This window comes from Gracilibacillus orientalis (genome assembly GCF_900114645.1).
In the GTDB taxonomy this organism is placed as follows: Bacteria; Bacillota; Bacilli; order Bacillales; family Amphibacillaceae; genus Gracilibacillus; species Gracilibacillus orientalis.
This window is the reverse complement of record NZ_FOTR01000002.1, coordinates 71,181-95,243: the sequence shown is the minus strand read 5'-3', so window position 1 is coordinate 95,243 and position 24,063 is coordinate 71,181. Positions and strand designations below refer to the sequence as shown.

General features: G+C 36.8%; 21 protein-coding genes and 2 pseudogenes. 20 read left to right on the top strand and 3 right to left on the bottom strand.

Annotated features, from left to right (window positions below; genetic code table 11):
- Positions 1 to 50 precede the first annotated feature (50 nt).
- The 11 genes from BM121_RS03945 (at position 51) to dhaM (ending at position 12,768) form a co-directional block, all read left to right on the top strand.
- The gene (locus tag BM121_RS03945; protein ID WP_091481449.1) at positions 51 to 593 is read left to right on the top strand and encodes a glycerol-3-phosphate responsive antiterminator; all 543 of its coding nucleotides are present in this window, start codon (positions 51 to 53) and stop codon (positions 591 to 593) included.
- A 344-nt stretch (positions 594 to 937) separates the two neighbouring features.
- Positions 938 to 1,948 (top strand): TRAP transporter substrate-binding protein, encoded by a 1,011-nt coding sequence (locus BM121_RS03940; RefSeq protein WP_175495315.1) that lies wholly within the window; start codon positions 938 to 940, stop codon positions 1,946 to 1,948.
- A 129-nt stretch (positions 1,949 to 2,077) separates the two neighbouring features.
- Positions 2,078 to 2,566, top strand: a complete 489-nt coding sequence (locus BM121_RS03935; protein ID WP_245780728.1) for a TRAP transporter small permease — start codon at positions 2,078 to 2,080, stop codon at positions 2,564 to 2,566.
- 1 nt (position 2,567) lies between these two features.
- Positions 2,568 to 3,872, top strand: coding sequence for a TRAP transporter large permease (locus tag BM121_RS03930; RefSeq protein WP_091481446.1), 1,305 nt, complete (start codon positions 2,568 to 2,570; stop codon positions 3,870 to 3,872).
- A gap of 22 nt (positions 3,873 to 3,894) precedes the next feature.
- Positions 3,895 to 6,279 carry a glycoside hydrolase family 31 protein gene (locus tag BM121_RS03925; RefSeq protein WP_091481444.1) on the top strand — a complete coding sequence of 795 codons (2,385 nt, stop codon included), beginning with the start codon at positions 3,895 to 3,897 and terminating at the stop codon, positions 6,277 to 6,279.
- A 291-nt stretch (positions 6,280 to 6,570) separates the two neighbouring features.
- Entirely contained in the window at positions 6,571 to 7,413 is an 843-nt protein-coding gene (locus tag BM121_RS03920) for an MIP/aquaporin family protein (RefSeq protein ID WP_091481443.1), read from the top strand.
- A 27-nt stretch (positions 7,414 to 7,440) separates the two neighbouring features.
- Positions 7,441 to 8,934, top strand: coding sequence for a glycerol kinase GlpK (gene glpK / locus BM121_RS03915; protein WP_091481441.1), 1,494 nt, complete (start codon positions 7,441 to 7,443; stop codon positions 8,932 to 8,934).
- A gap of 20 nt (positions 8,935 to 8,954) precedes the next feature.
- Positions 8,955 to 10,607 carry a glycerol-3-phosphate dehydrogenase/oxidase gene (locus tag BM121_RS03910; protein ID WP_091481440.1) on the top strand — a complete coding sequence of 551 codons (1,653 nt, stop codon included), beginning with the start codon at positions 8,955 to 8,957 and terminating at the stop codon, positions 10,605 to 10,607.
- 128 nt (positions 10,608 to 10,735) lie between these two features.
- Entirely contained in the window at positions 10,736 to 11,728 is a 993-nt protein-coding gene (dhaK, locus tag BM121_RS03905; RefSeq protein ID WP_091481438.1) for a dihydroxyacetone kinase subunit DhaK, read from the top strand.
- Between the two features lie 27 nt (positions 11,729 to 11,755).
- Positions 11,756 to 12,376 (top strand): dihydroxyacetone kinase subunit DhaL, encoded by a 621-nt coding sequence (dhaL, locus tag BM121_RS03900; protein WP_091481437.1) that lies wholly within the window; start codon positions 11,756 to 11,758, stop codon positions 12,374 to 12,376.
- A 2-nt stretch (positions 12,377 to 12,378) separates the two neighbouring features.
- Positions 12,379 to 12,768, top strand: a complete 390-nt coding sequence (dhaM, locus tag BM121_RS03895; protein WP_091481435.1) for a dihydroxyacetone kinase phosphoryl donor subunit DhaM — start codon at positions 12,379 to 12,381, stop codon at positions 12,766 to 12,768.
- Between the two features lie 82 nt (positions 12,769 to 12,850).
- Here dhaM and BM121_RS03890 read toward each other — a convergent pair whose 3' ends face one another.
- On the bottom strand, positions 12,851 to 14,032 hold the full coding sequence (locus BM121_RS03890) for a Gfo/Idh/MocA family protein (protein ID WP_091481433.1): 1,182 nt from the start codon (positions 14,030 to 14,032) through the stop codon (positions 12,851 to 12,853).
- A 142-nt stretch (positions 14,033 to 14,174) separates the two neighbouring features.
- Between BM121_RS03890 and BM121_RS03885 the strand changes: the two genes are divergently transcribed.
- The 5 genes from BM121_RS03885 to BM121_RS03865 all read left to right on the top strand — a co-directional run bounded on the left by BM121_RS03885 (position 14,175) and on the right by BM121_RS03865 (position 19,186).
- Positions 14,175 to 15,008: a helix-turn-helix transcriptional regulator gene (locus BM121_RS03885; protein ID WP_091481432.1), complete on the top strand. Its 834-nt coding sequence runs from the start codon at positions 14,175 to 14,177 to the stop codon at positions 15,006 to 15,008.
- A 248-nt stretch (positions 15,009 to 15,256) separates the two neighbouring features.
- Positions 15,257 to 16,408, top strand: a complete 1,152-nt coding sequence (locus BM121_RS03880; protein WP_091481430.1) for a Gfo/Idh/MocA family protein — start codon at positions 15,257 to 15,259, stop codon at positions 16,406 to 16,408.
- A 12-nt stretch (positions 16,409 to 16,420) separates the two neighbouring features.
- The gene (locus BM121_RS03875) at positions 16,421 to 17,599 is read left to right on the top strand and encodes a dihydrodipicolinate synthase family protein (protein ID WP_091481428.1); all 1,179 of its coding nucleotides are present in this window, start codon (positions 16,421 to 16,423) and stop codon (positions 17,597 to 17,599) included.
- Positions 17,596 to 18,417 (top strand): sugar phosphate isomerase/epimerase family protein, encoded by an 822-nt coding sequence (locus BM121_RS03870; RefSeq protein ID WP_091481425.1) that lies wholly within the window; start codon positions 17,596 to 17,598, stop codon positions 18,415 to 18,417. The genes BM121_RS03875 and BM121_RS03870 overlap by 4 nt, the downstream gene beginning before the upstream one ends.
- Positions 18,418 to 18,703: 286 nt before the next feature.
- On the top strand, positions 18,704 to 19,186 hold the full coding sequence (locus BM121_RS03865) for a hypothetical protein (protein WP_139220244.1): 483 nt from the start codon (positions 18,704 to 18,706) through the stop codon (positions 19,184 to 19,186).
- 94 nt (positions 19,187 to 19,280) lie between these two features.
- On the opposite strand, the pseudogene BM121_RS03860 reads toward BM121_RS03865, so the two are convergent.
- Positions 19,281 to 20,201 (bottom strand): annotated as a pseudogene (locus tag BM121_RS03860) (aldo/keto reductase).
- A 244-nt stretch (positions 20,202 to 20,445) separates the two neighbouring features.
- Between BM121_RS03860 and BM121_RS03855 the strand changes: the two are divergent.
- Positions 20,446 to 20,964: a DoxX family protein gene (locus BM121_RS03855; protein ID WP_091481420.1), complete on the top strand. Its 519-nt coding sequence runs from the start codon at positions 20,446 to 20,448 to the stop codon at positions 20,962 to 20,964.
- 326 nt (positions 20,965 to 21,290) lie between these two features.
- Positions 21,291 to 21,853: pseudogene (locus BM121_RS03850) on the top strand (YdeI/OmpD-associated family protein); the annotation flags it as partial.
- 149 nt (positions 21,854 to 22,002) lie between these two features.
- On the opposite strand, the gene BM121_RS03845 reads toward BM121_RS03850, so the two are convergent.
- Complete coding sequence (locus BM121_RS03845) at positions 22,003 to 22,353, bottom strand: VOC family protein (protein WP_091481417.1); 351 nt, start codon at positions 22,351 to 22,353, stop codon at positions 22,003 to 22,005.
- A gap of 468 nt (positions 22,354 to 22,821) precedes the next feature.
- On the opposite strand from BM121_RS03845, the gene BM121_RS03840 reads away from it, so the two are divergent.
- Both BM121_RS03840 and BM121_RS03835 read left to right on the top strand, forming a co-directional pair.
- Entirely contained in the window at positions 22,822 to 23,307 is a 486-nt protein-coding gene (locus BM121_RS03840) for a hypothetical protein (protein ID WP_091481414.1), read from the top strand.
- Between the two features lie 76 nt (positions 23,308 to 23,383).
- On the top strand, positions 23,384 to 24,061 hold the full coding sequence (locus BM121_RS03835) for a GntR family transcriptional regulator (protein WP_091481412.1): 678 nt from the start codon (positions 23,384 to 23,386) through the stop codon (positions 24,059 to 24,061).
- Positions 24,062 to 24,063: the final 2 nt, after the last annotated feature.

The window sequence follows — 24,063 nt, the reverse complement described above, 5'->3', positions numbered from 1 at the left end:
TGCTATATGAAAGAATATCGCAAATTTTTTCACGAAAAGGGTGTAAGTAAATGAGGCTAGAAGGGGTTCTGCCAGCAATCCGTAATATGAAAGATTTTGAATTTATCTTAGAAAGTAATCATCCATTATTTATTATATTAGAATCAAGAATTGCGCAATTACCGCAAATAGCTCAGTACGCAAGAAAATCTAATAAAAAGATTCTAGTTCACGCTGATTTAATAAATGGCTTGAAAGTTGATCAATATGGAATGGAGTTTTTAGTGCGTCATGTAAGAGTAGATGGCATTATTTCTACTAGAGCAAATGTGATTTCCATGGCTAAGAAAAGTAATATTGTCGCTATTCAACGTCTATTTGCTATTGATAGTTCAGCAATTGAAAAAAACATTGAACTCATAAAAAAAACAAAACCGGATTATATCGAAGTACTACCGGGAATTATTCCATCTGTGATTAGTGAAATTACAGAACGAACCGGCATTCCAGTGATAGCAGGTGGTTTAATTAAAAAAGAAGAACATATCAGAAATGCCTTAAGTAGTGGTGCGGTTGCTATTACAACATCCAATAAAGAACTATTTGATTTGTAAATAGGAAAAGTCAACTTTGACAAAAAACGAGTTTTATTGACAAATCCCGTTATTATAGTATTCAGTTAATAGTTTCAAATATTAACAGTTTAAATATCGTTGACAGCGTTTTAGTAATGATATATTATTTACCATAAGTTAATAATATTATTGTGGAGAAATGGAGATCCAATCTATATTCGGTAGAGCGTAACATTTTTGAAAACGCGTACCTAATTTTAGTGATGGTTCTCTTTTTTTATTGTGTTAAAGATGAATGGAGGGATATCGTTTCAATAATTAGTTTATTAAGTCATTTAATTAAGTTTTTGTAGCATAAACAAAACAATTGGGGAGGATAAATTATGAAAGGGCTTAAAATTGGAATTTTGTTTTTAATATTAGGAGTACTAGTAGCTTGTGGCAACAATGAATCAGGTGATACTGATTCTGCAACAACCAACGATTCAAAAGAATTAAGATTAGCGCATAACTTAAGTGAGGATCACCCAATCCATCAGGCATTAACAACGTTTGTTGATAGTGTTGAAGAAAAAACAGATGGCAGTATTACTTTCAAAATATTCCCGAATGGTGTGTTAGGGAGTGAATCTGATGTATTAGAGCAAGTACAGAACGGCAGTGTTGATATGACTAAGGTAAGTGCCGGAGCGTTAGAGTCTTTCTCCGATGAATACGCTGTATTTTCAATACCTTACATTTTCACAAGTGATACACATTATAGAAATGTAATGGAATCAGATGTTGTAGAAGAAATATACCAATCTACTGAAGATAAAGGTTTTGTAGGTATTTCCTATTTTGATTCAGGTGCTCGCAGTTTCTATACTGTAGATACGCCGATTAAAACCCCTGAAGATCTGCAAGGCTTAAATGTTCGAGTTATGGACAGTCAAACAGCCATTGATATGGTGGATCTTTTAGGTGGAACTCCTACACCATTAGGATACAATGAAATTTATACTTCCTTACAGCAAGGAGTTATTGATGGTGCCGAGAGTAACCCGACTGCTTTAACAACAGGTCAGCACGGAGAAGTAGCTAAGAATTTCTCTTATTCTGAACATACAAATATTCCGGATATTTTAGTTGTGAGTACTGACTTATGGAATAGTCTTTCAGATGAAGAACGAGAAATATTTAAAGAAGCAGCGGATGAAACGAGAAAAGAGCATACAGAGTTATGGAATCAAGCAATTGAAGAATCTGTATCAGAGGCTAAAGAAATGGGTGTAGAATTTAACGAAGTAGATAAAGAGCCATTTATCGAACTAGTACAACCATTACATGAAGAATATAAAAAAGACGAAAGATTAGCTGAGATTATGAATGCAATCAACGAACTAGATGAATAGAATTTTATGAAAGACTGTCTCATAAGCGAATACTCGCAAGTCTAGTGATATCGTATAAATTCAGCTTATGAGACAGGCCATTCCCATTCATACGTTTATAAGTCATGATAAAGAAGGAGAAGTTACGCTATGATGGTAGATAAAATAAAAAAGTTGTTGGACCGGAGCATTTTATTTGTAGCTTCCTCATTGCTGATCATATTAGTACTAGGGGCCCTTTGGCAGGTTTTTACACGCTATGTATTAAAGAATCCAAGTACATTCACCAATGAATTATTAGGATTCTTATTAGTGTGGACTTCCTTATTAGGAGCTAGCTATGCTTTTGGTGCAAATAAACATTTAGCATTAACTTTTATCACAAATAAATTAACAGGAATGAGAGGAATGATTATCACTGTTATTAACGATATCTTTGTCATTCTTTTCGCCGTTGTTATTTTATTAAATGGTGGTATGGAAGCTGTTAGTATGACAATGTCACAAACCACACCTATCTTAGGAGTCCCAAAAGGGATTGTATATTCCATTTTGCCAATCAGTGGTGTGATCATTATTATATATAAATTACTAGGTATTAAAGAGTATAAAAAAATCAGTCAGGAAGAAGGTGGATAAGGTGGATGCTAGTTTACTGGCAACAATCGTTTTATTTGGTTCCTTTTTAATTTTATTAGTCATAGGTTTACCAATACCAGTAGGAATTGGAATTTCTTCCGTATTAGCTGCATTAACCTTAGTTCCTTTAGACATGATTGCTTTTACGGCAGCCCAAAAACTTTTTCAAGGTATAGATAGCTTTACATTACTAGCCATCATCTTTTTTATGCTATCTGGCAGTATTATGAATAATGGTGGAATTGCTATCCGTTTGATTAATTTAGCAAAGCTTTTTGTTGGTAGAATGCCAGGAGCATTAGCACATACTAATGTTGTAGGTAACATGTTATTCGGATCTATTTCCGGTTCAGCGGTTGCATCCGCTGCAGCTATAGGAAGTGTAATGAATCCATTGCAAAAAAAGGAAAAATATGATCCTTCTTTCTCTGCAGCAGTAAATATAGCTTCAGCACCTACTGGTTTATTAATTCCTCCTACCACTGCTTTTATTGTTTATTCTTTAGTTAGTGGTGGTACGTCGATATCTGCCTTGTTTATGGCTGGTTACTTACCAGGTATTTTAATGGGATTATCAATTATGGTTGTGGCATATTTTATTGCCAAAAAAGAAAATTATCCTATCTCTGAAAAGGTTACCTTTAAACAAGGAGTCCGTGTTGTATTAGATGCCCTTCCAAGTCTTTCTTTAATAGTAGTTGTAATTGGCGGGATTGTAGCAGGGATTTTTACTGCTACAGAAGGTGCAGCAGTTGCGGTATTATATTCTGCTATTCTGGCAGCTATCTACCGGGAGATAAAGATCTCAGAGGTCCCGGGGATTTTAAAAGAGGCTATTGTGATGACAGGGATTGTATTGTTTTTGGTTGGAGCTTCTTCTATTATGTCTTGGGTAATGGCATATGCTGGAATTCCACAGCAAATTACTAGTATTTTATTATCAATTTCTGATAATCCAATTATCATTCTTCTATTAATGAATATTATTTTACTTGCAGTGGGGATTTTTATGGATATTACACCTGCTATTCTAATCTTTACACCAATATTTCTTCCTATTGTTACAAACATAGGTGTAGATCCGGTTCACTTTGGGGTTATTTTAGTTTTTAATCTTTGTATCGGTATTACTACTCCACCGGTAGGAAGTGCGCTATTTGTTGGTAGTAGTGTAGCCAACGTTTCAATTGAATCGATTACAAAACCATTATTAAAATTGTATATACCACTAGTTATTGCATTATTACTAGTAACTTATTTTGAATGGATCAGTTTATTTATACCTAGGTTATTTGGTTTGATGTAAATTTCAGAAGCGAGGTTTAGTTATGATAAAAGATATTAAATTTAGTATAAATGCAGTTGAAAATAATACGATTATTTTACGTGGAGGGGATACGATTGCTCATGTGTACATTTTAGAAGAAGATGTTTTTAGAGTATATATCCCTGAGGAGCAGCATCCATTATTAAATAGAACATGGACAATTACACCAGAAGCGGAGGATGTAGCTAAAGAAGGGAGAGAAAAATCAGATTTATCACCATTTACTTTACCTCATTTTCAACTTCATGAGTCTAAAAATGAGATAGAGATTTTTACAGATAAATTAAGGATTGTGATTGAATTAAACGGTTTAAAATTTCATTGGTTTGCAAAAGTTAATGAACAATGGATTAATATTGCCAATGATAGACAAACGCAAAATTATAACTTTAATAAAAGTTTAGGTACAGGTGTTTATCATTATTTGGAAAGAAACACAAATGATCATTATTACGGACTCGGTGAAAAAGGCGGTCCTTTAAATAAAGTTGGTAAACGGTATCGAATGAAGACAATAGATGCGATGGGATACGATGCAGAGCATACAGATCCATTGTACAAACATATCCCTTACTATATAACCTATAATGATGATACAGAAATTGCTTACGGTTTATACTATGATAATTACAGTGACGCTATTTTCGACTTAGGTAATGAACTGGATAATTACCATGGTTTATATCGATATTATCATGCGACTAAAGGTAATTTAGATTATTACTTTATGTTAGGTCCACGAATAAAAAATGTCGTGGAGACTTTTTCAAGATTAACTGGAAAAACGATCATGCCACCAAAATGGAGTTTAGGATATTCAGGTTCTACGATGACTTATACCGATGCACCAGACGCACAAGAGCAGTTGAAAAAATTTGTTGAGTCTTGCAGAGAATATGATATACCTTGTGATTCATTTCAACTGTCATCTGGTTATACTAGTATAGGTGATAAACGTTATGTTTTTAATTGGGATTATTCCAAAATTCCATCACCAGATGAAATGATCGAAAACTTCCAGAATAATGGCATTAAATTATGCGCAAATATTAAACCAGTATTACTAAAAGGGCACCCATTATATAATGAATTAGCAGAGAACAATTATTTTATTATGTCTAAAGATCTTGATGAACCTGAAGTTTCTCAATTCTGGGATGATATTGGCTCTTACCTGGATTTTACTAATGATCAAACATTTGACTGGTGGAAAGATAAAATAAAAACACAGCTGCTGTCATATGGCATTGACTCGACATGGAACGACAACAATGAATATGAAATATGGGATGAGAATGCGAAGGCCTTAGGATTTGGAGACCCTATTTCAGTTAGTTATATTAAACCAATTCAAACAATGCTAATGATGAAAGCTTCTTATGAAGCACAACGTGAATTTTTCCCTGATGTACGTCCTTATCTAATTTCCCGATCCGGAGCAGCTGGCATGCAGAAATATGTACAAACATGGTCTGGGGACAATTTTACAGAATGGAAGACTATCCGTTTCAATATTAAAATGGGATTAAGTCTCAGTATGAGTGGTGTTTATAATTTTGGACATGATGTGGGAGGTTTTTCAGGTAAAGCTCCTGATCCTGAATTATTTATTCGTTGGATACAAAATGGCATTTTCCACCCGCGATTTACCATTCATTCTTGGAATGAAGATAAAACAGTAAATGTTCCTTGGATGTATCCGGAGTATCTCGATCTTATCAGAGGATTAATGAAAGAACGTGTCAAATGGATTCCATTTCTATACCAAGCATTGCATAAGGCTCATAAAGATTATAAACCAATTTTAACTCCTACTTTCTATCAGTTTGATCACGATAAACAAACCTTCGAAGAAAATGATGATTTTATCGTAGGTGATCAATTGTTGATTTGTAATGTGGTAGAAGAGGGTGCACGTCACCGTGACGTTTATTTGCCTGATAATAAACATGGATGGTACGATATTAATTCAGACAAATTCTATCCAGGTAGAACAAACTTAAAAACTGATGCACCACTGGATACCATTCCTATGTATGCTCAAGCAGGGTCTATCCTTCCAATTAGAGATGGAGAAATAGCCTTCCACAATAATATAGAGGAGAGAGGTGTGCTTCTTTTCCCTTATAAAAATAATGGGGTTACAGAAGAATATATTTATGAAGATGATGGGCAAACCATTCATTATAAAGATGGAGAATATACGTATATCAAAATTAAGATGGAATGTAATGATGAACTCATTGATATTAACACGGAAGTAGAGGGGGAATATAAACTCCCTTACGAAAAAATAACCTGTTACTTACCGAAACTAGAACAGAGAAAAGTGAAAGTAAATGGTCAAATCATCACGAACCTCCATCCATTCGTACTGAATGTTTAATCGTATCGGAAACCGGTGGATTTTTCCATCCTGATCTAATAAATGATTTAAAGTATGCTCCATACGGTCTTAGTGAAAAAAATAGAAGAAAATCATTGACAGCGCTTTACATTATGTTTATTATTATAGATAACAAGTTAAGAACGTGTCGGAGACAAGGAGTCCACACAGCAAGCTACGTACCTTCCTAGGAAGTGGTACGTACTGGCTGTGTGGACTTTTTTTTTCTGACATTGCACGTGCATCTCTTGTTAAAAGTGGAACTTATTATTAGATGCGGGGTGGAACAAAATGTCTGAGTTTTTAGCTGAGATCATAGGAACGATGATACTGATTATCTTAGGAGGCGGTGTTATCGGTGGTGTAGTTTTAAAGAAATCAAAAGCAGAAGGTGCAGGTTGGATCGTTATCTCAATAGGTTGGGGGTTAGGTGTTGCAATGGGGGTTTATGCTGTAGGAAGTGTTTCAGGAGCACATCTTAATCCTGCGGTGACTATTGGTTTTGCTTCTATTGGTGAATTTCCATGGGCAAAGGTTCCAATGTATCTAGGAGCTCAACTGATTGGGGCGTTTGTTGGTGCGGTTATTGTCTTTTTCCAATACCTGCCTCACTGGAAGGAAACAGAAGATAAAGGTGCAAAGTTAGGGGTATTTTCTACAGACCCTGCAGTAAAGAGCGCACCTTCCAATTTAGTCAGTGAAATAATTGGTACGTTTGTATTAGTTATGGGACTTCTATTTATCGGTGCCAATCAATTTACAGAAGGTTTAAACCCTGCAATTGTAGGTTTATTAATTCTAGCAATCGGGGTATCACTGGGTGGAACAACAGGCTATGCTATTAATCCAGCCAGAGACTTAGGACCTCGAATTGCTCATGCTATTTTGCCGATTATTGGAAAAGGAGATTCCAATTGGAAATATGCTTGGATACCGGTATTAGGTCCGATTATCGGTGGTGTTTATGGAGCAGTGTTCTATAACACCATGTTTGTTGGTGAGGTTGATGGATTGTTTTGGGTGATGTCCGCAGTGATAGCAGTAATATTTGCAACAGCGTTAACTACCGAATTAAAAAAACATAACGGACCAATCAAATCATCTAATAGCTCTAATGAAAAAGAAGCTGTTTAAAAAAATAAATACATTTGGGGAGGAAGTATCATGGAAAAGTATATTTTATCTATAGATCAGGGAACAACAAGTTCAAGAGCGATCATTTTTAATCAGAAAGGTGAAATTGTTGAAGTAGGACAACGAGAGTTTGAACAATTTTTTCCAAAATCTGGTTGGGTAGAACACGATGCCAATGAAATCTGGACTTCCGTTTTATCTTGTATTGCAGAAGTTCTCAGAAAGGCCGATATTGAACCATCTCAAATTGCCGGCATTGGTATTACCAATCAACGTGAAACGGCAGTAGTTTGGGATAAAGAAACAGGGAAACCAATATATAAAGCAATTGTTTGGCAGTCTAGACAGACAGAAGGTATTTGCAAGGAATTGCGAGAAGCGGGTTATCAAGATAAGTTTAGAAATAAAACAGGTTTGTTAATCGACGCCTACTTCTCAGGTACAAAAGTGAAATGGATTCTGGACAATGTCGATGGAGCCAGAGAAAAAGCAGACCAAGGCAAACTTTTATTCGGTACGATTGATACATGGTTAATTCATAAACTCACAGGTGGTAAAGTCCATGTAACAGACTATTCCAATGCATCAAGAACCTTAATGTATAACATCTATGATTTAAAATGGGATGAAGAACTATTAGATATTCTAGGGGTGCCGAAGAGTATGCTGCCAGAAGTTAAATCATCATCAGAAGTGTATGGTGAAACAGTTGATTATCATTTCTTTGGTCAAAATGTGCCAATTGCCGGAGCTGCAGGAGACCAGCAAGCAGCATTGTTCGGGCAAGCATGTTTTGACAAAGGAATGGTTAAAAATACTTACGGTACAGGATGCTTCATGTTAATGCACACTGGTGAAGAACCAGTTCAATCTGATCATGGCTTGCTGACCACATTAGTTTGTAGTGTTGATGGAAAAGTGAAGTATGCATTAGAAGGCAGTATTTTCGTTGCCGGTTCATCGGTACAATGGCTAAGAGACGGTTTGCGAATCCTTCAAAATGCTGGCGAATCCGAAAACTATGCATCTAAAGTAGAATCTGCAGATGGTGTATACTTAGTTCCGGCATTTGTCGGATTAGGTACTCCATACTGGGATAGTGATGCACGCGGAGCTGTATTCGGTTTAACACGTGGAACGACAAAAGAGCATTTCATCCGTGCTACCTTGGAATCTATAGCATATCAAACAAAAGATGTACTTGGTGCTATGATTGAAGATTCCGGAATTGAAGTGAAATCACTAAGAGTGGATGGCGGTGCTGTAGAAAATAACCTATTAATGCAGTTTCAAAGTGACATATTAGATGTACCTGTTGAAAGACCGGAAGTAATCGAAACAACGGCATCAGGTGCAGCATATTTGGCAGGCATAGCTGTTGGTTATTGGGATAATAAAGAAGAGATAACGAACCAATGGAAAGTAAATAAACGTTTCGAAAGTGAAATGGATGATCAAGAAAGAAAAGAATTATATGCTGGCTGGCAAAAGGCAGTAGAAGCAACTAGAGTATTTAAGTAAAAGTTATGGGGGACAAATCTATGACATTCTCAAGTAAAAAACGTATAGAGACATATCAACAAATAAAAACAGATCAAGTAGATATGATTATCATTGGCGGCGGTATTACAGGTGCAGGTATTGCACTTGACGCTGTCTTACGAGGATTAAAAGTGGCAGTTATTGAAATGCAGGATTTTGCTGCAGGTACTTCAAGCAGGTCTACTAAGCTTGTTCATGGTGGTTTACGCTACTTAAAACAATTTGAAGTAAAAATGGTCGCTGAAGTAGGAAAAGAAAGAGAAATTGTTTATGAAAATGGTCCTCATGTGACAACACCTGAGTGGATGATGCTTCCATTTTATCAAGATGGTAACTTCGGTCCTTTTTCAACTAATATCGGATTACGAGTGTACGATTTCCTTGCCGGTGTCAAAAAATCTGAACGTCGCAAAATGCTTAGTAGTGAAGAAGCTGTAAGACGTGAACCTTTATTGAAAGATGAAGGTTTAAAAGGTGCAGGATATTATGTAGAATATCGTACAGATGATGCAAGGCTTACGATGGAAGTAATGAAAAAAGCTGTTGAGAACGGAGCACTTGCTTTAAACTATGCAAAAGTTTCAGAACTGCTTTATGAGAACGATCGTGTCAATGGTGTCGAAGTAGTCGATCAATTAACAAATGAAGTCCATGAAATCAAGGCAAAATATATTGTTAATGCTGCTGGACCATGGGTAGATACTATCCGTGAGAAAGATAAGTCGAAAAAAGGAAAAACATTAAAACTTACTAAAGGAATTCATCTTGTTTTTGATCAATCTCGTTTTCCTTTAAAACAAGCGATCTATTTTGATACACCAGATGGTCGAATGGTATTTGCGATACCAAGAGATGGTAAGACATATGTAGGAACAACAGATACCGTTTACGAAGGAAATATCGCACACCCAACCATGACAGAGTCTGATCGGGATTATGTGTTGGATGCGATTGAGTTTATGTTTCCTGGTCAGAAAATTACAGTAGACGATGTCGAGTCCAGTTGGTCAGGTTTACGACCATTAATTCATGAAGATGGAAAGGATCCTTCTGAAATTTCACGTAAGGATGAAATTTTTGAATCGGATTCAGGGCTGATTTCTATTGCTGGTGGTAAACTGACAGGATACCGTAAAATGGCAGAAGATGTCGTTAAAGTAATACATGATAAATTGGTTCAGGCAGAGAAAAGAGTCTTTTATCCAAGTGATACAAAACATTTACCGATTTCAGGCGGTGATGTTGGTGGATCAAAAGGCTTTAAAGAATATAAGAAAGAACAAATCGCAAAAGGGGTAGAATTAGGTTTATCGGAAGAAAAAGCTGCAATTCTTGTGCAACGTTATGGTTCCAATATTCCGGTTGTCTATGATTACTACCAGGAAGCATTAGGTAATGAAAATCCCCTTTCTCCGGTGACATATGCAATGCTTCACTATAGTATTGAGCATGAAGCAACATGTAAACCGATTGACTTTTTTATTCGCAGAACAGGAGCACTGTTCTTTGATATTAATTGGGTAAAGCAAGAAAAAGATGCTGTTATTAAGGAAATGGCACAATTGTTCAATTGGTCAAATGAAGATACTGAACAATATACAGAAGAATTAGAGCAATTGATGTATGAAGCAGTACATCCAACAAAGTCGTGAGGTCTTAGCCTCACGGCTTTGTTGTACCAAGATAAGTAGATAATTGCAAAAAGCTTCTCTTATTTTTGGAAATATTGCTCATTTTTGTTTACTATGAAACTATACACTAAATGAAGAGGTGATCTGTTGTGAAAAAGGTGTTAAACAGTACAGACCAAGTAGTAGAAGAAATGCTGGATGGTTTTGTTACAGCACATGCTGATTCAGTTAAAAGAATACCCGATACAACAGTAATAGCGAGAAAAGATGCCCCTGTATCAGGTAAAGTAGGTTTAGTTAGTGGTGGGGGCAGCGGACATGAACCAGCTCACGGTGGATATGTAGGGAAAGGCATGTTGGATGCAGCAGTAGTCGGTGAAGTATTTACTTCACCAACACCAGATCAAGTTTTGGAAGGAATTAAAGCAACAGATAGTGGTTCAGGTGTATTACTTATTATCAAAAATTATACTGGTGATGTGATGAACTTCGATATGGCCGCTGAGTTAGCAGAAGCGGAAGGTATCACCGTTGAAAAAGTAATTGTAAATGACGATGTAGCAGTAGAGGATAGTACTTTTACTACTGGCCGCCGCGGTATTGCTGGTACAGTTTTTGTTCATAAGATAGCAGGAGCGATTGCAGAATCAGGAGCCAGTTTAGCAGAGGTTAAAGCTGCTGCCGAAAAGGTTATAAAAAATGTCCGATCGATGGGAGTTGCTTTAGAATCGTGTACTGTTCCTGCGGCGGGAAAACCGAGCTTTACGTTGAAAGAAGACGAAGTGGAAATCGGCATTGGTATCCATGGCGAACCAGGAATTGAGCGTGTACCACTGCAATCCGCTAATGAGATCACATCCACTTTAGTAGCTAAAATTTTAGCAGACATTGATTATACGAACAGTGAGGTAGCTGTATTAGTCAATGGTATGGGTGCGACCCCAGAAATGGAGCTTTTTATTGTACATCGTCAAGTAGCTAAGATGCTAGGAGAGAAAGGGATTAATATATATAAAACATGGGTAGGAGAATATATGACATCTCTTGAAATGACAGGATTCTCTATTAGTTTATTAAAATTGGACGACCAGTTAAAAGAAGCATTAGATGGACAATCAGATGCAATTGCTTTTCGACTCTAACTAAATTGTAATATGAAGGAGTATTTTATGATCATTTTAACAGTTGAACAAACGATACAATGGATGAAGGAAATTCACAAACGAATGGAAGTCAACAAAGAGCAGTTGACAACTTTAGATCAAGCCATAGGAGATGGTGACCACGGGATTAATATGGAACGGGGGTTTGCTGAGGTAGTTGATAAAATAAATAACACAGATTACGATACGGTTGCTGATGTGCTGAAATCTGCTGCCATGACGTTAACTGCGAAGGTTGGTGGTGCTTCCGGACCATTGTATGGAACGGCATTTTTAAAAATGGCCACAGCCTTACAGGATAAAGAAGTAAACCAGCAAAACTTTAAAGTAGCAATAGATGAGGCCTTAGAAGGTATTAAGATGCGAGGCAAAGCTGAATTTGGTGAAAAGACGATGTATGATGTCTGGTATCAGGCTGCAGCATTTCTTGATTCAGAAAAGGTGGAAGATTGGCAAGAATTGATCGAAGCATGCCAAGCAACCATTGAAGATACAAGAGCACTGATTGCTACAAAAGGGCGAGCTTCGTATTTGAAAGAACGTGCCATCGGTCATGTCGACCCAGGTTCGATGTCATCTTTTTATATGTTTGAAGCATTAGTCTCAGTTTTAGAACTGGAGGTTTAAAAATGGCAGAAAAGACAGGGGTTGTCATTATTTCTCATAGTGCCAAGATAGGTCAAGGAGTAGTCGAATTAATTGACCAGGTAATATCAGATGTACCGATTGAAGTAGCAGCAGGAACGGATCAAGAAGATATTGGTACCAGTATGGAGAAAATTATGACAGCTATTGAAAGAGCAGATCATGGCAATGGGGTATTGCTACTGTATGATTTAGGAAGTGCAAAGATGAATGCAGAAATGGCAATTGAATTTTCAGGAAAATCAGATGTGAAAATAGCAGACCGTATTCCATTGGTTGAGGGTTCTTACATAGCAGCTGTAGAAGCAAATATGGGCAAATCCCTCGATGAAATCATTACCAGTTTAGCCAAAATTCAATTAGAGCAGATGTAGTTGGACTAGCACCTATCTCTAACAGAAATGAAGAAGTCGCAGTTTATGTTAACTGCGACTTAAAAAGCGACAAATTGGCCTTTTACAGTTTTACAATTTCTCCTGATTTGCTCCATTCGACACCTAAATCATTTGGCAGACAGAATTGTTGATAGCATTGCTTTAACGTTTCATCTAATCCTTGAACAGTTGTTAGTTTACTTTCTTCATCATAGGCAATCCAATGTTTAGGGAATTTTGGTATGTCCTTAACAGACTGGTGTATACCGTGAATAGCATGAACATGAGCACTTGCAGCTTCGGGTCCACATAAGATACTTTGCTTTTCATTCCGTACTGCTTCAATCATTACTTCCAATTTTACAGCATGAATATTTTCAGGATATTCATATACCTTTTCCCGGCCATCATGCCATTTGGCTACGATATCCCCTTGCTCGCCTTCAGGGTGATAAGTGATTGTCGCATCTTCAAACTCTAATGTATACTTAGGCTCATGTTTATCAGCCACCGCATGTGAAGCGAGATAAACAATTTCTACATCATTCTTTGTATGAAGATGAATCGCACAGGTATCAAATGTTTCTACTGGATTTGCTTTGTACAATTCAGCCGATATTTGATCCAGTTCCGCACTTGTTTCGATAGAATCACCGGATAAATAGAGAAGGTGATGCAGGAAGTGAGCAGTTGCATTATTTGCTACACTATCAAAAATCATTTCTCCATCCGGACTATATTTTTTCCCAGCCCATCCAGTCCGGTTAAAATAATCAGCGTTTCTTGGCCACAGTACAAGACTTTTCATCCTGATTGGTCGGCCGAATTCTCCAGCTAAAATATCTTGTTTTAAAGACTGAATAGAATCAGTGAATGACCAGTTAAAGCCAATTGCTAATTTTTTATTTGTACGATCTCTTGTTTCAATCATTTGCTGCAGATGGTCTGGATTAGCTGTGGCTGGCTTTTCACAAAGTACATGGCTGCCATTTTCCATTGCGAGGCATGCTTGTTCTTTATGTAAATGGATAGGTGTTGAAATAATCGCAAGATCAGCTTGATTTTCTTGATAGAATTGGTCCATTGAATCATAGATTGGTATATTTTTATCTTTGATTTCCTGATAGGAATTAGACCGTTCAGGTGCGACATCGACTACACCTTTAACGAATGCGCTTTCATCGTTCCTTTGAAAAAGGTTTCTTACATATACATTACCATAACCACCAATACCAACTAATAAAATGGAAATCTGGTTAACCATAGGGAAAATCTCCTCACTTTTTGCTTTTTTTTTTATAGATACGATATAATAGCAATATATCACAACTTCCTGATTTTCGCAGTATATGATTATAAATTACTGGAAAATTAAACAAAAAAATCTGAAATGTGGAGGAAGTTTCATGCTAAAAGATATTAGAATCGAGCCATTCGGTATACAATTATATGAAAGTAAGCACCACGCTGGTGACCGTATTGAAGAGCATCATCATCAATTTTATCAACTACTTTATGCGCTTGAAGGAACAGGTAAAATCAACTTAGATGGCAAAGAATATCTTCTTGAACAGGATCATGTAACATTTATTACACCATTAACACCACATGCGATTATCTCAGATCACAAATTAACTGTCTTGGTGCTCGCCTTTGATGGACGAATCAAAGATGGTACAAATACAAATTTATTTGAGAAAACATTATATGAATCTAAATTTATAGGTTTAACCCCCTTTAATAGCAGTGAAATTCGTCAGTTGTTGCGTACAATGCTATATGAACAAGCTCATCATAGCCTTCATCAGGAGACGGCGCTACGAACGTATTTATCACAGCTTCTATTGTTAATTGCACGTGGCGAGGAGAACAATGAAAAAGTCGATGCAAATACGTTGAGAGCAGAGCGATTAAAGGATTATATTGATTCTCATTATTTTGACTGGATCCAGGCAGAAGATTTAGCATTACGGCTGGGAATCAGTACACGACATATAAATACTATTTTCAAAGATACATACAAAATGACACCGATGCAATACTTAACTGAGATAAGGATTGGTTTAGCAAAGAAAATGCTAGTCGAGACAGATAAAGACATTGCCTCGATCTGTTTTGAAGTAGGTTTTGAGTCAATATCTACTTTTTATCGATCATTCAAAAATAATACCTCGCTTTCACCAAACAAATATCGCACAACAGAACAGAACTATCAAAAGTGGAAGTTGCCAGAAAACTAGCCGAAGTTGCCAGTAAATCATGGGAAGTTGCCAGAGAACTAGCTGAAGTTGCCAGTAACCCATGAAAGTTGCCAGAGAACTAGCCGAAGTTGCCAGTAAATCATGAAAAGTTGCCAGTAACCACCAAAATACTAGTAATCTTGCAAATTCATTTCCGATTTTAAGAAATTCGTTCTTAGATTAATAAGACGAATTTTTTTTATTGCGATAAACTAAAGGTAATCAAGCAACTGAAAGGGGAACAGAAAATGGCAGAGCATAAAATTGGTATTATTATGAATGGGGTTACAGGAAGGATGGGGACGAATCAACACTTAATTCGTTCTATTAAAGCAATAAGAGAACAAGGTGGCGTTTTGTTACAAAATGATGATACGTTAATGCCGGATCCTATTTTAGTAGGTCGCAATGAAAAGAAATTGAAAACGCTAGCAGAAGCGCATGGCGTTGAGCGTTATTCCACAGATTTAGAGGCAGCACTTGCAGATGATTATAATGAGATCTATTTTGACTCACAAACAACCGTTAGACGTGCTGAGAACATTAAACAAGCGATAGCGGCTGGAAAACATATTTATTGTGAAAAGCCAACTGCTACTAACCTGGAAGGATCCGTTGAGTTAGCAAAACTAGCAAATGAAGCAGGGGTAAAAAATGGTGTGGTACAAGACAAATTATTCTTGCCCGGTTTATTAAAATTGAAGCGACTTATCGACTCCGGTTTCTTTGGAAAAATGCTATCGGTAAGAATGGAATTTGGTTATTGGGTATTTGAAGGGGATTGGCAAGAAGGGCAACGTCCATCTTGGAACTACCGTAAAGAAGATGGCGGTGGTATTATCGTCGATATGTTTGCTCACTGGCGCTATGTAATTGACAATCTTTTTGGCAATGTGCAATCAGTGTCATGCCTAGGTGCTACGCATATCCCAGAGCGTGTCGATGAAAATGGTGAAACATACAAAGCAACTGCAGATGATGCAGCTTATGGAACGTTTGAATTAGATAATGGTGTCATCGTACAAGCGAACTCTTCATGGGCAGTACGTGTGAACCGTGATGATTTATTAACAATTCAAGTAGATGGGACAGAAGGCAGTGCGGTGGCAGGTCTTCGTGACTGTAAAGCACAACACCGTGTAAATACACCGAAGCCAACATGGAATCCAGATATTGATAATCCGTTTGATTTCCAAGAGCAATGGCAGGAAGTACCAGCAAATGATGTGTTTGACAATGGTTTCAAAGTTCAGTGGGAGTTATTCCTAAAGCATGTTTTTGCCGACGAGGAATTCCCTTGGGATCTGCTTGAAGGAGCGAAAGGAACGCAACTTTCTGACCTTGGCTTACAATCATGGGAAGAAAGACGTTGGTTAGAGGTACCAGAAATTAAACTGTAAGGAGGTACACAAATGACAAAGCTAATTTTGCCGAACAAGGAACGCAAACTATATACTTATCAAGCTAGTAATTATACACCTTTTGATATTCCGACAGATCAACCCTTTGAAAAAAGAACTGCATACTCGGCTGCCCATGTGGTAGCCGATCCATTAGCTGACGTTGATCCAACTCTTAACTCTCAAATTGATTGGGATAAAACGATGGAGTATCGCCATTATTTATGGTCAATGGGATTATCGGTCGCAGAAGCAATGGATACCGCACAGCGTGGAATGGGATTAAGCTGGGAAGGTGCAAAAGAATTAATTTCACGCTCAATGAAAGAAGCAAAATCGGTTGGCGGAAATATTGCCAACGGAGTAGGGACGGATCATTTGAAACCTTCTCCTTCCGTGACATTGGAAGACGTGGAAAGAGCATATGAAGAGCAGGTCTCTTTTGTTGAAGGTGAAGGCGGAAAGATTATTTTAATGGCGAGTAGAGCGCTTGCTGCTTGTGCAAAAGGACCGGAGGATTATCAACGTGTCTATAATAAAATTTTGCAAAATGTTTCGCAACCGGTTATTTTACACTGGTTAGGAGATATGTTCGATCCAGCTTTGAAAGGATACTGGGGACATGAAGATTTGGAAGAGGCGATGGAAGTTTGCCTACAAATTATTCGTGACAATGAATCAAAAGTAGATGGAATTAAAATTTCCCTTTTAGATGACCAAAAAGAAATTCAAATGCGTCGCCTTTTACCCGACAGTGTAAGAATGTATACCGGGGATGACTTTAACTATCCTGAGTTAATCAAGGGAGATGAACAAGGGTACAGCCATGCCTTGTTAGGAATCTTTGATGCGATTGCCCCGGCGGCGGCAGCTGCAATACATGCTTTGGATGCGGATGATCTGGCAACATATGATCAGTTATTAGAAAAAACGGTACCATTATCTCGTCATATTTTCCAATCACCAACTTTTTCTTACAAAACAGGTGTGGTCTTTATGGCATATCTCAATGGGCATCAGGACCATTTCCGTATGATCGGTGGAAAGGAAAGTGCGCGTTCAGTCATTCATTTTTCCGATTTATTCGTGATGGCAGATGAAGCAGGCTTATTAAGAAATCCGGAATTAGCAACAGAAAGAATGCGTCTGACGTTAGAATTAGCAGGTGTGAAGCAGGAGGGTGCACGATGACAGATGAGAAATTAATGAGTCGTCTCAGTTTGAACCAAATCACAACGGAACAATGGAATCTAGAGGAAGCGGTTGAAGGTTGTGTGCGTCATGATGTACCATGGATTTCGGTTTGGCGTCATAAAATGAAGGAAATTGGTTTGAATAAATCTAAGCAATTGATCAAGGATGCTGGTTTACAAGTATCTAGTGTGTGCCGTGGTGGTATGTTTCCAGCAGCTACTGCAAAAGAAAGAGCAGAAAGAATTGATGACAATAAACGAGCAGTAGAAGAAGCTGCTGAGTTAGGGACGGATACATTAGTATTAGTTTGTGGACCAAGTGCCGATAAAAATATTGATTCGGCAAGAGAACAAGTAGCAGAGGGTATTGACCAATTAGTCCCTTTTGCAAAAGATTATGGTGTAAAACTTGCAATTGAACCATTGCATCCGATGTTTGCAGCAGACAGATCGGTGATTAACACGATGAATCAAGCGACAACCATCGCTGAAAAATATGATCCAAGTGAGGTAGGTGTCATTGTCGATGTCTACCATGTTTGGTGGGATCCAAATCTCTATGTGGAAATCGAACGGGCAAAAGGCAGAATATTAGGATTTCACGTGTCTGATTGGAAAGTACCTATGGACGATATGTTTAAAGGCCGTTTCATGATGGGAGACGGTGTAATCGAAATTAACAGAATGAGAAAGGCAGTAGAAGCAGCAGGTTATCATGGTCCGATTGAAGTAGAAATCATTAATCAATCGATATGGGATCGAGACGGGGACGATGTAGTACAAGAGATCAAGCAAAGCTTTGCTAAACATGTATAACAGCAGATAAGGATGGGGAGAAGGAGTGTATCTCTTGGAGGTACACTCCTTTCATATAAAAAATCTCGACATTGCAATAAAAAGCTCCAGTATCATTATGATGTTGCCGATCCAATTGTAATTTGTATTAGAGATTTAAAAGGAATACCCACTTATCACTGGGATAAAAGTCTGACATTACATTCGACTTAAAAACTAATAATACTACATATTTTGAATGGATTGAATTAGATATATTTACATTTTTATCATTCAATGGTAATTTAGTATTAAGAATGTCGTATGCTTGGAGGGGAGAGCCCTGAGAAATAATCAAGATTCAATGGCCGTATACATCACAATCGCAATAGGAATTACCTTACTAATTGGCATAGGTTGGTTTGTTAAGAGTTATTTTGATGGCAAAACAGTCTTTAATAACAATTCGATTCAACAATATGCCTATGATCTTCATCAGCCAAAAGCATTAAGCTCGCTAAATATATATTTACCTAAGGGATTAGAGGTATTAAGTCAAGAAGATGATGAAGACGATGAAGACGAAAGCGAAGAAGATGAAGTAATGGAAGATGAGGAAGAAAGTCCTGAGATAGCTGTACAAGAAAGTGAAGAGGATCTATATCAAGGAACCGAACAAGTAGAATTAGGCAATAATAATAGTTATTATTATCAAGATAATAATGAAGCTTCTAGCAGCGATTACAGTAGTAACAATAGTAGTAATAACAGTGACAATGGTACAGTTCGTGATGATGTATATGGCGGATAACTACAAATAAAAAAACAACAGCTTCTAAAAAATGAAGTAGTTGTTTTTTTATTATGCGACAGATATGCTTTATATAATTTATGGAAGTCTTACTTTATCTTGCTTGTGGATGATTTTCAGAAACAATTTCTAAATCAGCTGCTCTCGCATTAGAAATGACTTGTTCCGGATTTTTACAACCAGGTATAACGGTTGTTACTGCATCATGCTTTAAACACCAAGCAAGCGCCCAACTTGCCATATTTATCCCTTCAGGAACTTCATGACGTGCAATTTCTTCTACCATTCTTAGTAAGCGGTCTGTTTTTTCGCTATCGTGTCTGGAACGTACATCATTTTGATCAAATGTAGACCCTGGTTTATATTTACCACTTAAATAACCACTAGCTAAAGGAACTCGCGCCAAAACGCCCATATCCTGTTTGAGGGTGGAAGGATATATCTTCTCTTCTGGAGCACGGTCTAGACGATTATAAACAACTTGAATCGCTTCAGCTCCGACCTCTGTTGCTTTATCAGTCTGATAGTTATCTTCATTTCCTGCTAATGAAACTGCCAAGTGTCATATTTTACCCGCCTGTTTCTGTTTATCCAGCATTGTCCATAAATCATCATTGTTAAATTCTTCATCAGTACAAGAATGGGCTTGATAAACATCGATGTAATCCGTTTTTAAAGACCTCAAGGAATCATCTAATTGTTTTAACACATCTTCAGCAGACCATTGGCGCGTCCGTTCAAAATTACGATGGAAATGGTGGCCGAATTTGGTTGCAACAATCCAATCTTCACGATTTTTTCTACGCAAATAATCTCCAATAAATTGTTCGGATAGATGATCACCATAGCATTCAGCAGTGTCAATCAGGTTGATTCCTTCTTGTTTAGCCTGATCGAGAATTTGATCAACTTCCGCTTGAGTAAAGTCTTTTCCCCATTCACCACCGAATTGCCAAGTGCCTATCCCTACAACCGAAACATCTAAATTTGTTTTTCCGAGTCGACGATATTTCATTCTCTGCACCTCATCTCTTTTTTGGATATAAATTATAGTTTTGCCCTTGATAATGAAAGCATGTATCTTTAGCATAACTCAAAAAGGATGCAATGTCACAACTTTGACACAATGGTTTGTCTATAATGTGAAATGATGAACAAAGATATTGAATAAAAATTTAAATATGTTATGATTTAAGTGTAATAAGGATAACAAAACACTATTTAATGTGAAGTATTGAACAATAAAAGGAGTGGATGAAATGTTTGTAAACTTATTAAGAAATAATAAATTAGTAGCCGGAATATTAACTTTCATTAGAGTCTATCTCGGGTATCAATGGATGACAGGTGGCTGGGGTAAAATTACTGGTGGGGAATTTGATGCAAGTGGTTTTTTGCAAGGAGCTGTAGCAAATGCAAGTGGTGAGAATCCAACTGTTCAAGGATGGTGGGCAGTATTTTTAGAAGCAGTTGCAATTCCTGGAGCAGATATATTTACATTCCTCGTCATGTGGGGGGAATTTCTAGTTGGTATCGCGTTAATTCTAGGTTTATTTACTAACTTTGCAGCATTAATGGGAATCATGATGAACTTCGCATTCTTGTTCAGTGGCACAATCAGCACAAATGCTCAAATGATATTACTCACCTTATTCTTACTTGTAGCAGGCTATAACGCGGGAAGATTTGGATTAGACAGATATGTTATTCCATTCATTAAAGAAAAAGTTTTCCACCAAAATGAAGATAGGTTTATTAAGCCAGCAGAAACACACTAAAAAAACTCAGGATCGCCGCTTAAGGATTCATCTAGCTAGAGGCGCCTGCGTAAACTTATTTCTAGCTAAATAAGTATTCTAGTTTAGCAGTACAAACATAAAAAAATATAATCAAATATTTATTTATCGGATAGTTGGTTCCATATGATGGCTAACTATCCTTTTCTTTTTCCATGATTTATTAATAAAAAGTGGGTTGAAAATAGGGATTAAATAGTATAATATGATAGAATAACAAGAACATTTGTTTGGTTGTGGGGTGTGTCGAAAAAGAGTACCTCTAATGATTGTAAATGATCATTTTAGAATGAAGAGGGGGTTCCTTGATGACAAAAATGAATCCTAAGGTTGATGAGTTTTTAAGCAAAGCCCAAAAATGGAATGAAGAATTTGAGAAATATTGTCCTTGATTGTGAGCTGACCGAAGAATTTAAGTGGAAGCAACCTTGTTACACATTTGAGGAAAAAAACATAGCTTTAATACATGGATTTAAAGAATATTGTGCGCTTCTGTTTCACAAAGGTGCGTTGTTAAAGGATGCCAATGGGATTCTAATCCAACAAACGGAGAATGTACAGGCGGCGCGCCAGATTCGGTTTACCAATGTTCAAGAAATAGTTGAAATGGAAACCATCTTAAAAGCCTATATTAATGAAGCCATTGAAGTTGAAAAAGCCGGTTTGGAAGTAAGTATTAAAAAGAATAAAGAATTCGTTATTCCTGCAGAACTACAAAATAAATTCGATGAGATCCCTGCTTTGGAAACTGCATCTGAAGGATTGACGCCGGGTCGACAAAGAGAATACATCCTTTATTTTTCTAAAACCAAAAAATCGTCAAGGGTTAAAATATAAGCAGCGAATTCTTAATGGTAAGGGATTAAAAGATTGTACTTGTGGACAATCTCAAAGGTACCCCCAATGTGACGGGTCGCAAAATACATTCGATAATAAAATCAAGGAGTCAAAATTTCGTGTAACAGGGTTACGCAATTACCAGTTAAGAAAAAGAAACATGCTAACACAAAGGTTTACCCATTATAGATGGATTAAGATATTGATAAGTTTCCCGAATGGATCTCTAACGTAAAAACGCCTTACACCCCATGGCTCTTTAGCAGGTCCATACTCAATTGGAATTCCAGCTTCTTTTATGCAAGTTAGTGCATTATCAAGGTCATCAACTTCAATTGACAAATCAGGTACCGGCGTCCCGGAACCACCTTCTGAAAGAAAACTAATTTGTGTATCCATCTTCTCATGTGAGCCGTAGGTTGCAATAAAGTCCAGACTCATTAATTGATCAAGTCCAAGTACTTCCTGGTAGAAGTACCTTGCTTTGGTAATATCTTGTGTTTCTACATTGGCAACAATCCTTTTGACTTTCATTCTTATCACCTCCTAGTTACTATTAATTTCTACAATCACTGCATATACTCCTTGTTAAACATCTAATTTCCTTTGAAAAGTCTTATTTTGAAAAATCAATTCAGATAACTGTTAAAAGAAGTCGTTCTGGTCAAAGCGTCTTAAGAAGTAATAAGGGTCGATAAAAATGAATTTTCCTTCTTTGACAAAAAAAGGCACCCTATAAAAAATAGGATGCAAAGGGGGACAATCTATTTTGATTCAAAATACTGTACATGTATCCACACCTCAGAAAGATGTGAACAGTATATGTACACAACAACTATTATTGTAACCGATTTCATTATATAAAATTTGGTAAGCGATTACAATAGGTATATAGAACTATTTTATTCATAAATAATGTCAATACTAAATTTGATGATGGCGAATATGCTTAAATAAAGGTTTTTTTAAGGCATACTAAATTATAAAAAATGGGTGATTTAAATGAAATTCCGCCGTTATAATTTTCGAAGAAACCAAAAAATAATCTTGTTTTTAGGTTTGATCTTTTCGTTAGCTTTCATTACATTAGTTGTTTTAGCGATTATATACTTATTTTCTACTGAACGAGAAGTGGAAAAAGTAGCGACGCAGTTTTACGAATACGAACAGAATGGAGACTTCTCGAATTCCTGGGAGATGTTCCATTCGTCAATGAAGAACAAGTTTGACAAAAGTGACTATATTCAGGATAGGGCCCATGTATTTCTCAATCACTTTGGTGTTGATACATTTGATTTTACGTTAAGTGATCCGGAAAAAACAGAAAATTACCAATTAAACACCAACCTTGCAAATACCCAAACTGTTTATCAACTTACGGCAACCTATATTTATCAAAGTAAATATGGTTATTTAGAAATTGATCAACCAGTTATTCTAGCAGAAGAGGATCAAGAATGGAGAATTTTATGGAAATATGAGGAATGATCTGTCTTCTATGTTGAAATTTAAAAATAATGAGCGTATAATAAAACTACCATACTAGTATAAAGAAGGTGTAAAAATGGCCCCTCAAGAACAAAGAACAAGAGGATCGTCACGAGATCATGTGTATAACACGATCAAAACGCAAATTATGAATGGGGAGATCGCCCCGGGAACAAAGCTATCTGAGAAGGAAATATCTGATAAGCTAAATGTAAGCAGAACACCAGTAAGAGAAGCTTTTCTACAATTAAATCAAGAAGAATTGTTAGGTGTTTATCCTCAAATTGGTACTATTGTGACTAAAATTGACCTAGCATTAGTTGAGGAAGGGAGATTTGTCAGAGAAAATATTGAAAAAGCAATTGTAAGAGAAGCAGCTGAAACAATTGGAAAAGAAGATTTATTGCAAATGGAATCTAATTTAACACTACAAGAATTTTCATTAGAAAAAGGCTCCTATCAACGCTTATTTGAATTGGATGATGATTTCCATCAGTTAATGTATAGAGGGTGTGGTAAACATAGAACGTGGCATATGGTCAAGCGAATGAATGTTCAATTTGACCGTTTACGCTTACTACGTCTTTCTGTAAATCATGATTGGAAGATCATTGTGGCCCAGCACCGCAATATTTTTGAAGCAATATCTGATAGAGATCTAGAAAGAGCTGAGACGGCAGCAATGGAACATTTACAGCTAGTTGAAATTGAAAAAGATCAGCTCAAAGATCAAAATCCTGAGTTTTTTGTATAAAG

Coding starts and splice junctions, on each gene's coding strand:
- BM121_RS03945 (WP_091481449.1), top strand. CDS start 51: ATGAGGCTAGAAGGGGTTCTGCCAGCAATCCGTAATATGAAAGATTTT.
- BM121_RS03940 (WP_175495315.1), top strand. CDS start 938: ATGAAAGGGCTTAAAATTGGAATTTTGTTTTTAATATTAGGAGTACTA.
- BM121_RS03935 (WP_245780728.1), top strand. CDS start 2,078: ATGATGGTAGATAAAATAAAAAAGTTGTTGGACCGGAGCATTTTATTT.
- BM121_RS03925 (WP_091481444.1), top strand. CDS start 3,895: ATGATAAAAGATATTAAATTTAGTATAAATGCAGTTGAAAATAATACG.
- BM121_RS03920 (WP_091481443.1), top strand. CDS start 6,571: ATGTCTGAGTTTTTAGCTGAGATCATAGGAACGATGATACTGATTATC.
- BM121_RS03910 (WP_091481440.1), top strand. CDS start 8,955: ATGACATTCTCAAGTAAAAAACGTATAGAGACATATCAACAAATAAAA.
- dhaL (WP_091481437.1), top strand. CDS start 11,756: ATGATCATTTTAACAGTTGAACAAACGATACAATGGATGAAGGAAATT.
- dhaM (WP_091481435.1), top strand. CDS start 12,379: ATGGCAGAAAAGACAGGGGTTGTCATTATTTCTCATAGTGCCAAGATA.
- BM121_RS03890 (WP_091481433.1), bottom strand. CDS start 14,032: ATGGTTAACCAGATTTCCATTTTATTAGTTGGTATTGGTGGTTATGGT.
- BM121_RS03885 (WP_091481432.1), top strand. CDS start 14,175: ATGCTAAAAGATATTAGAATCGAGCCATTCGGTATACAATTATATGAA.
- BM121_RS03880 (WP_091481430.1), top strand. CDS start 15,257: ATGGCAGAGCATAAAATTGGTATTATTATGAATGGGGTTACAGGAAGG.
- BM121_RS03875 (WP_091481428.1), top strand. CDS start 16,421: ATGACAAAGCTAATTTTGCCGAACAAGGAACGCAAACTATATACTTAT.
- BM121_RS03870 (WP_091481425.1), top strand. CDS start 17,596: ATGACAGATGAGAAATTAATGAGTCGTCTCAGTTTGAACCAAATCACA.
- BM121_RS03855 (WP_091481420.1), top strand. CDS start 20,446: ATGTTTGTAAACTTATTAAGAAATAATAAATTAGTAGCCGGAATATTA.
- BM121_RS03845 (WP_091481417.1), bottom strand. CDS start 22,353: ATGAAAGTCAAAAGGATTGTTGCCAATGTAGAAACACAAGATATTACC.
- BM121_RS03840 (WP_091481414.1), top strand. CDS start 22,822: ATGAAATTCCGCCGTTATAATTTTCGAAGAAACCAAAAAATAATCTTG.
- BM121_RS03835 (WP_091481412.1), top strand. CDS start 23,384: ATGGCCCCTCAAGAACAAAGAACAAGAGGATCGTCACGAGATCATGTG.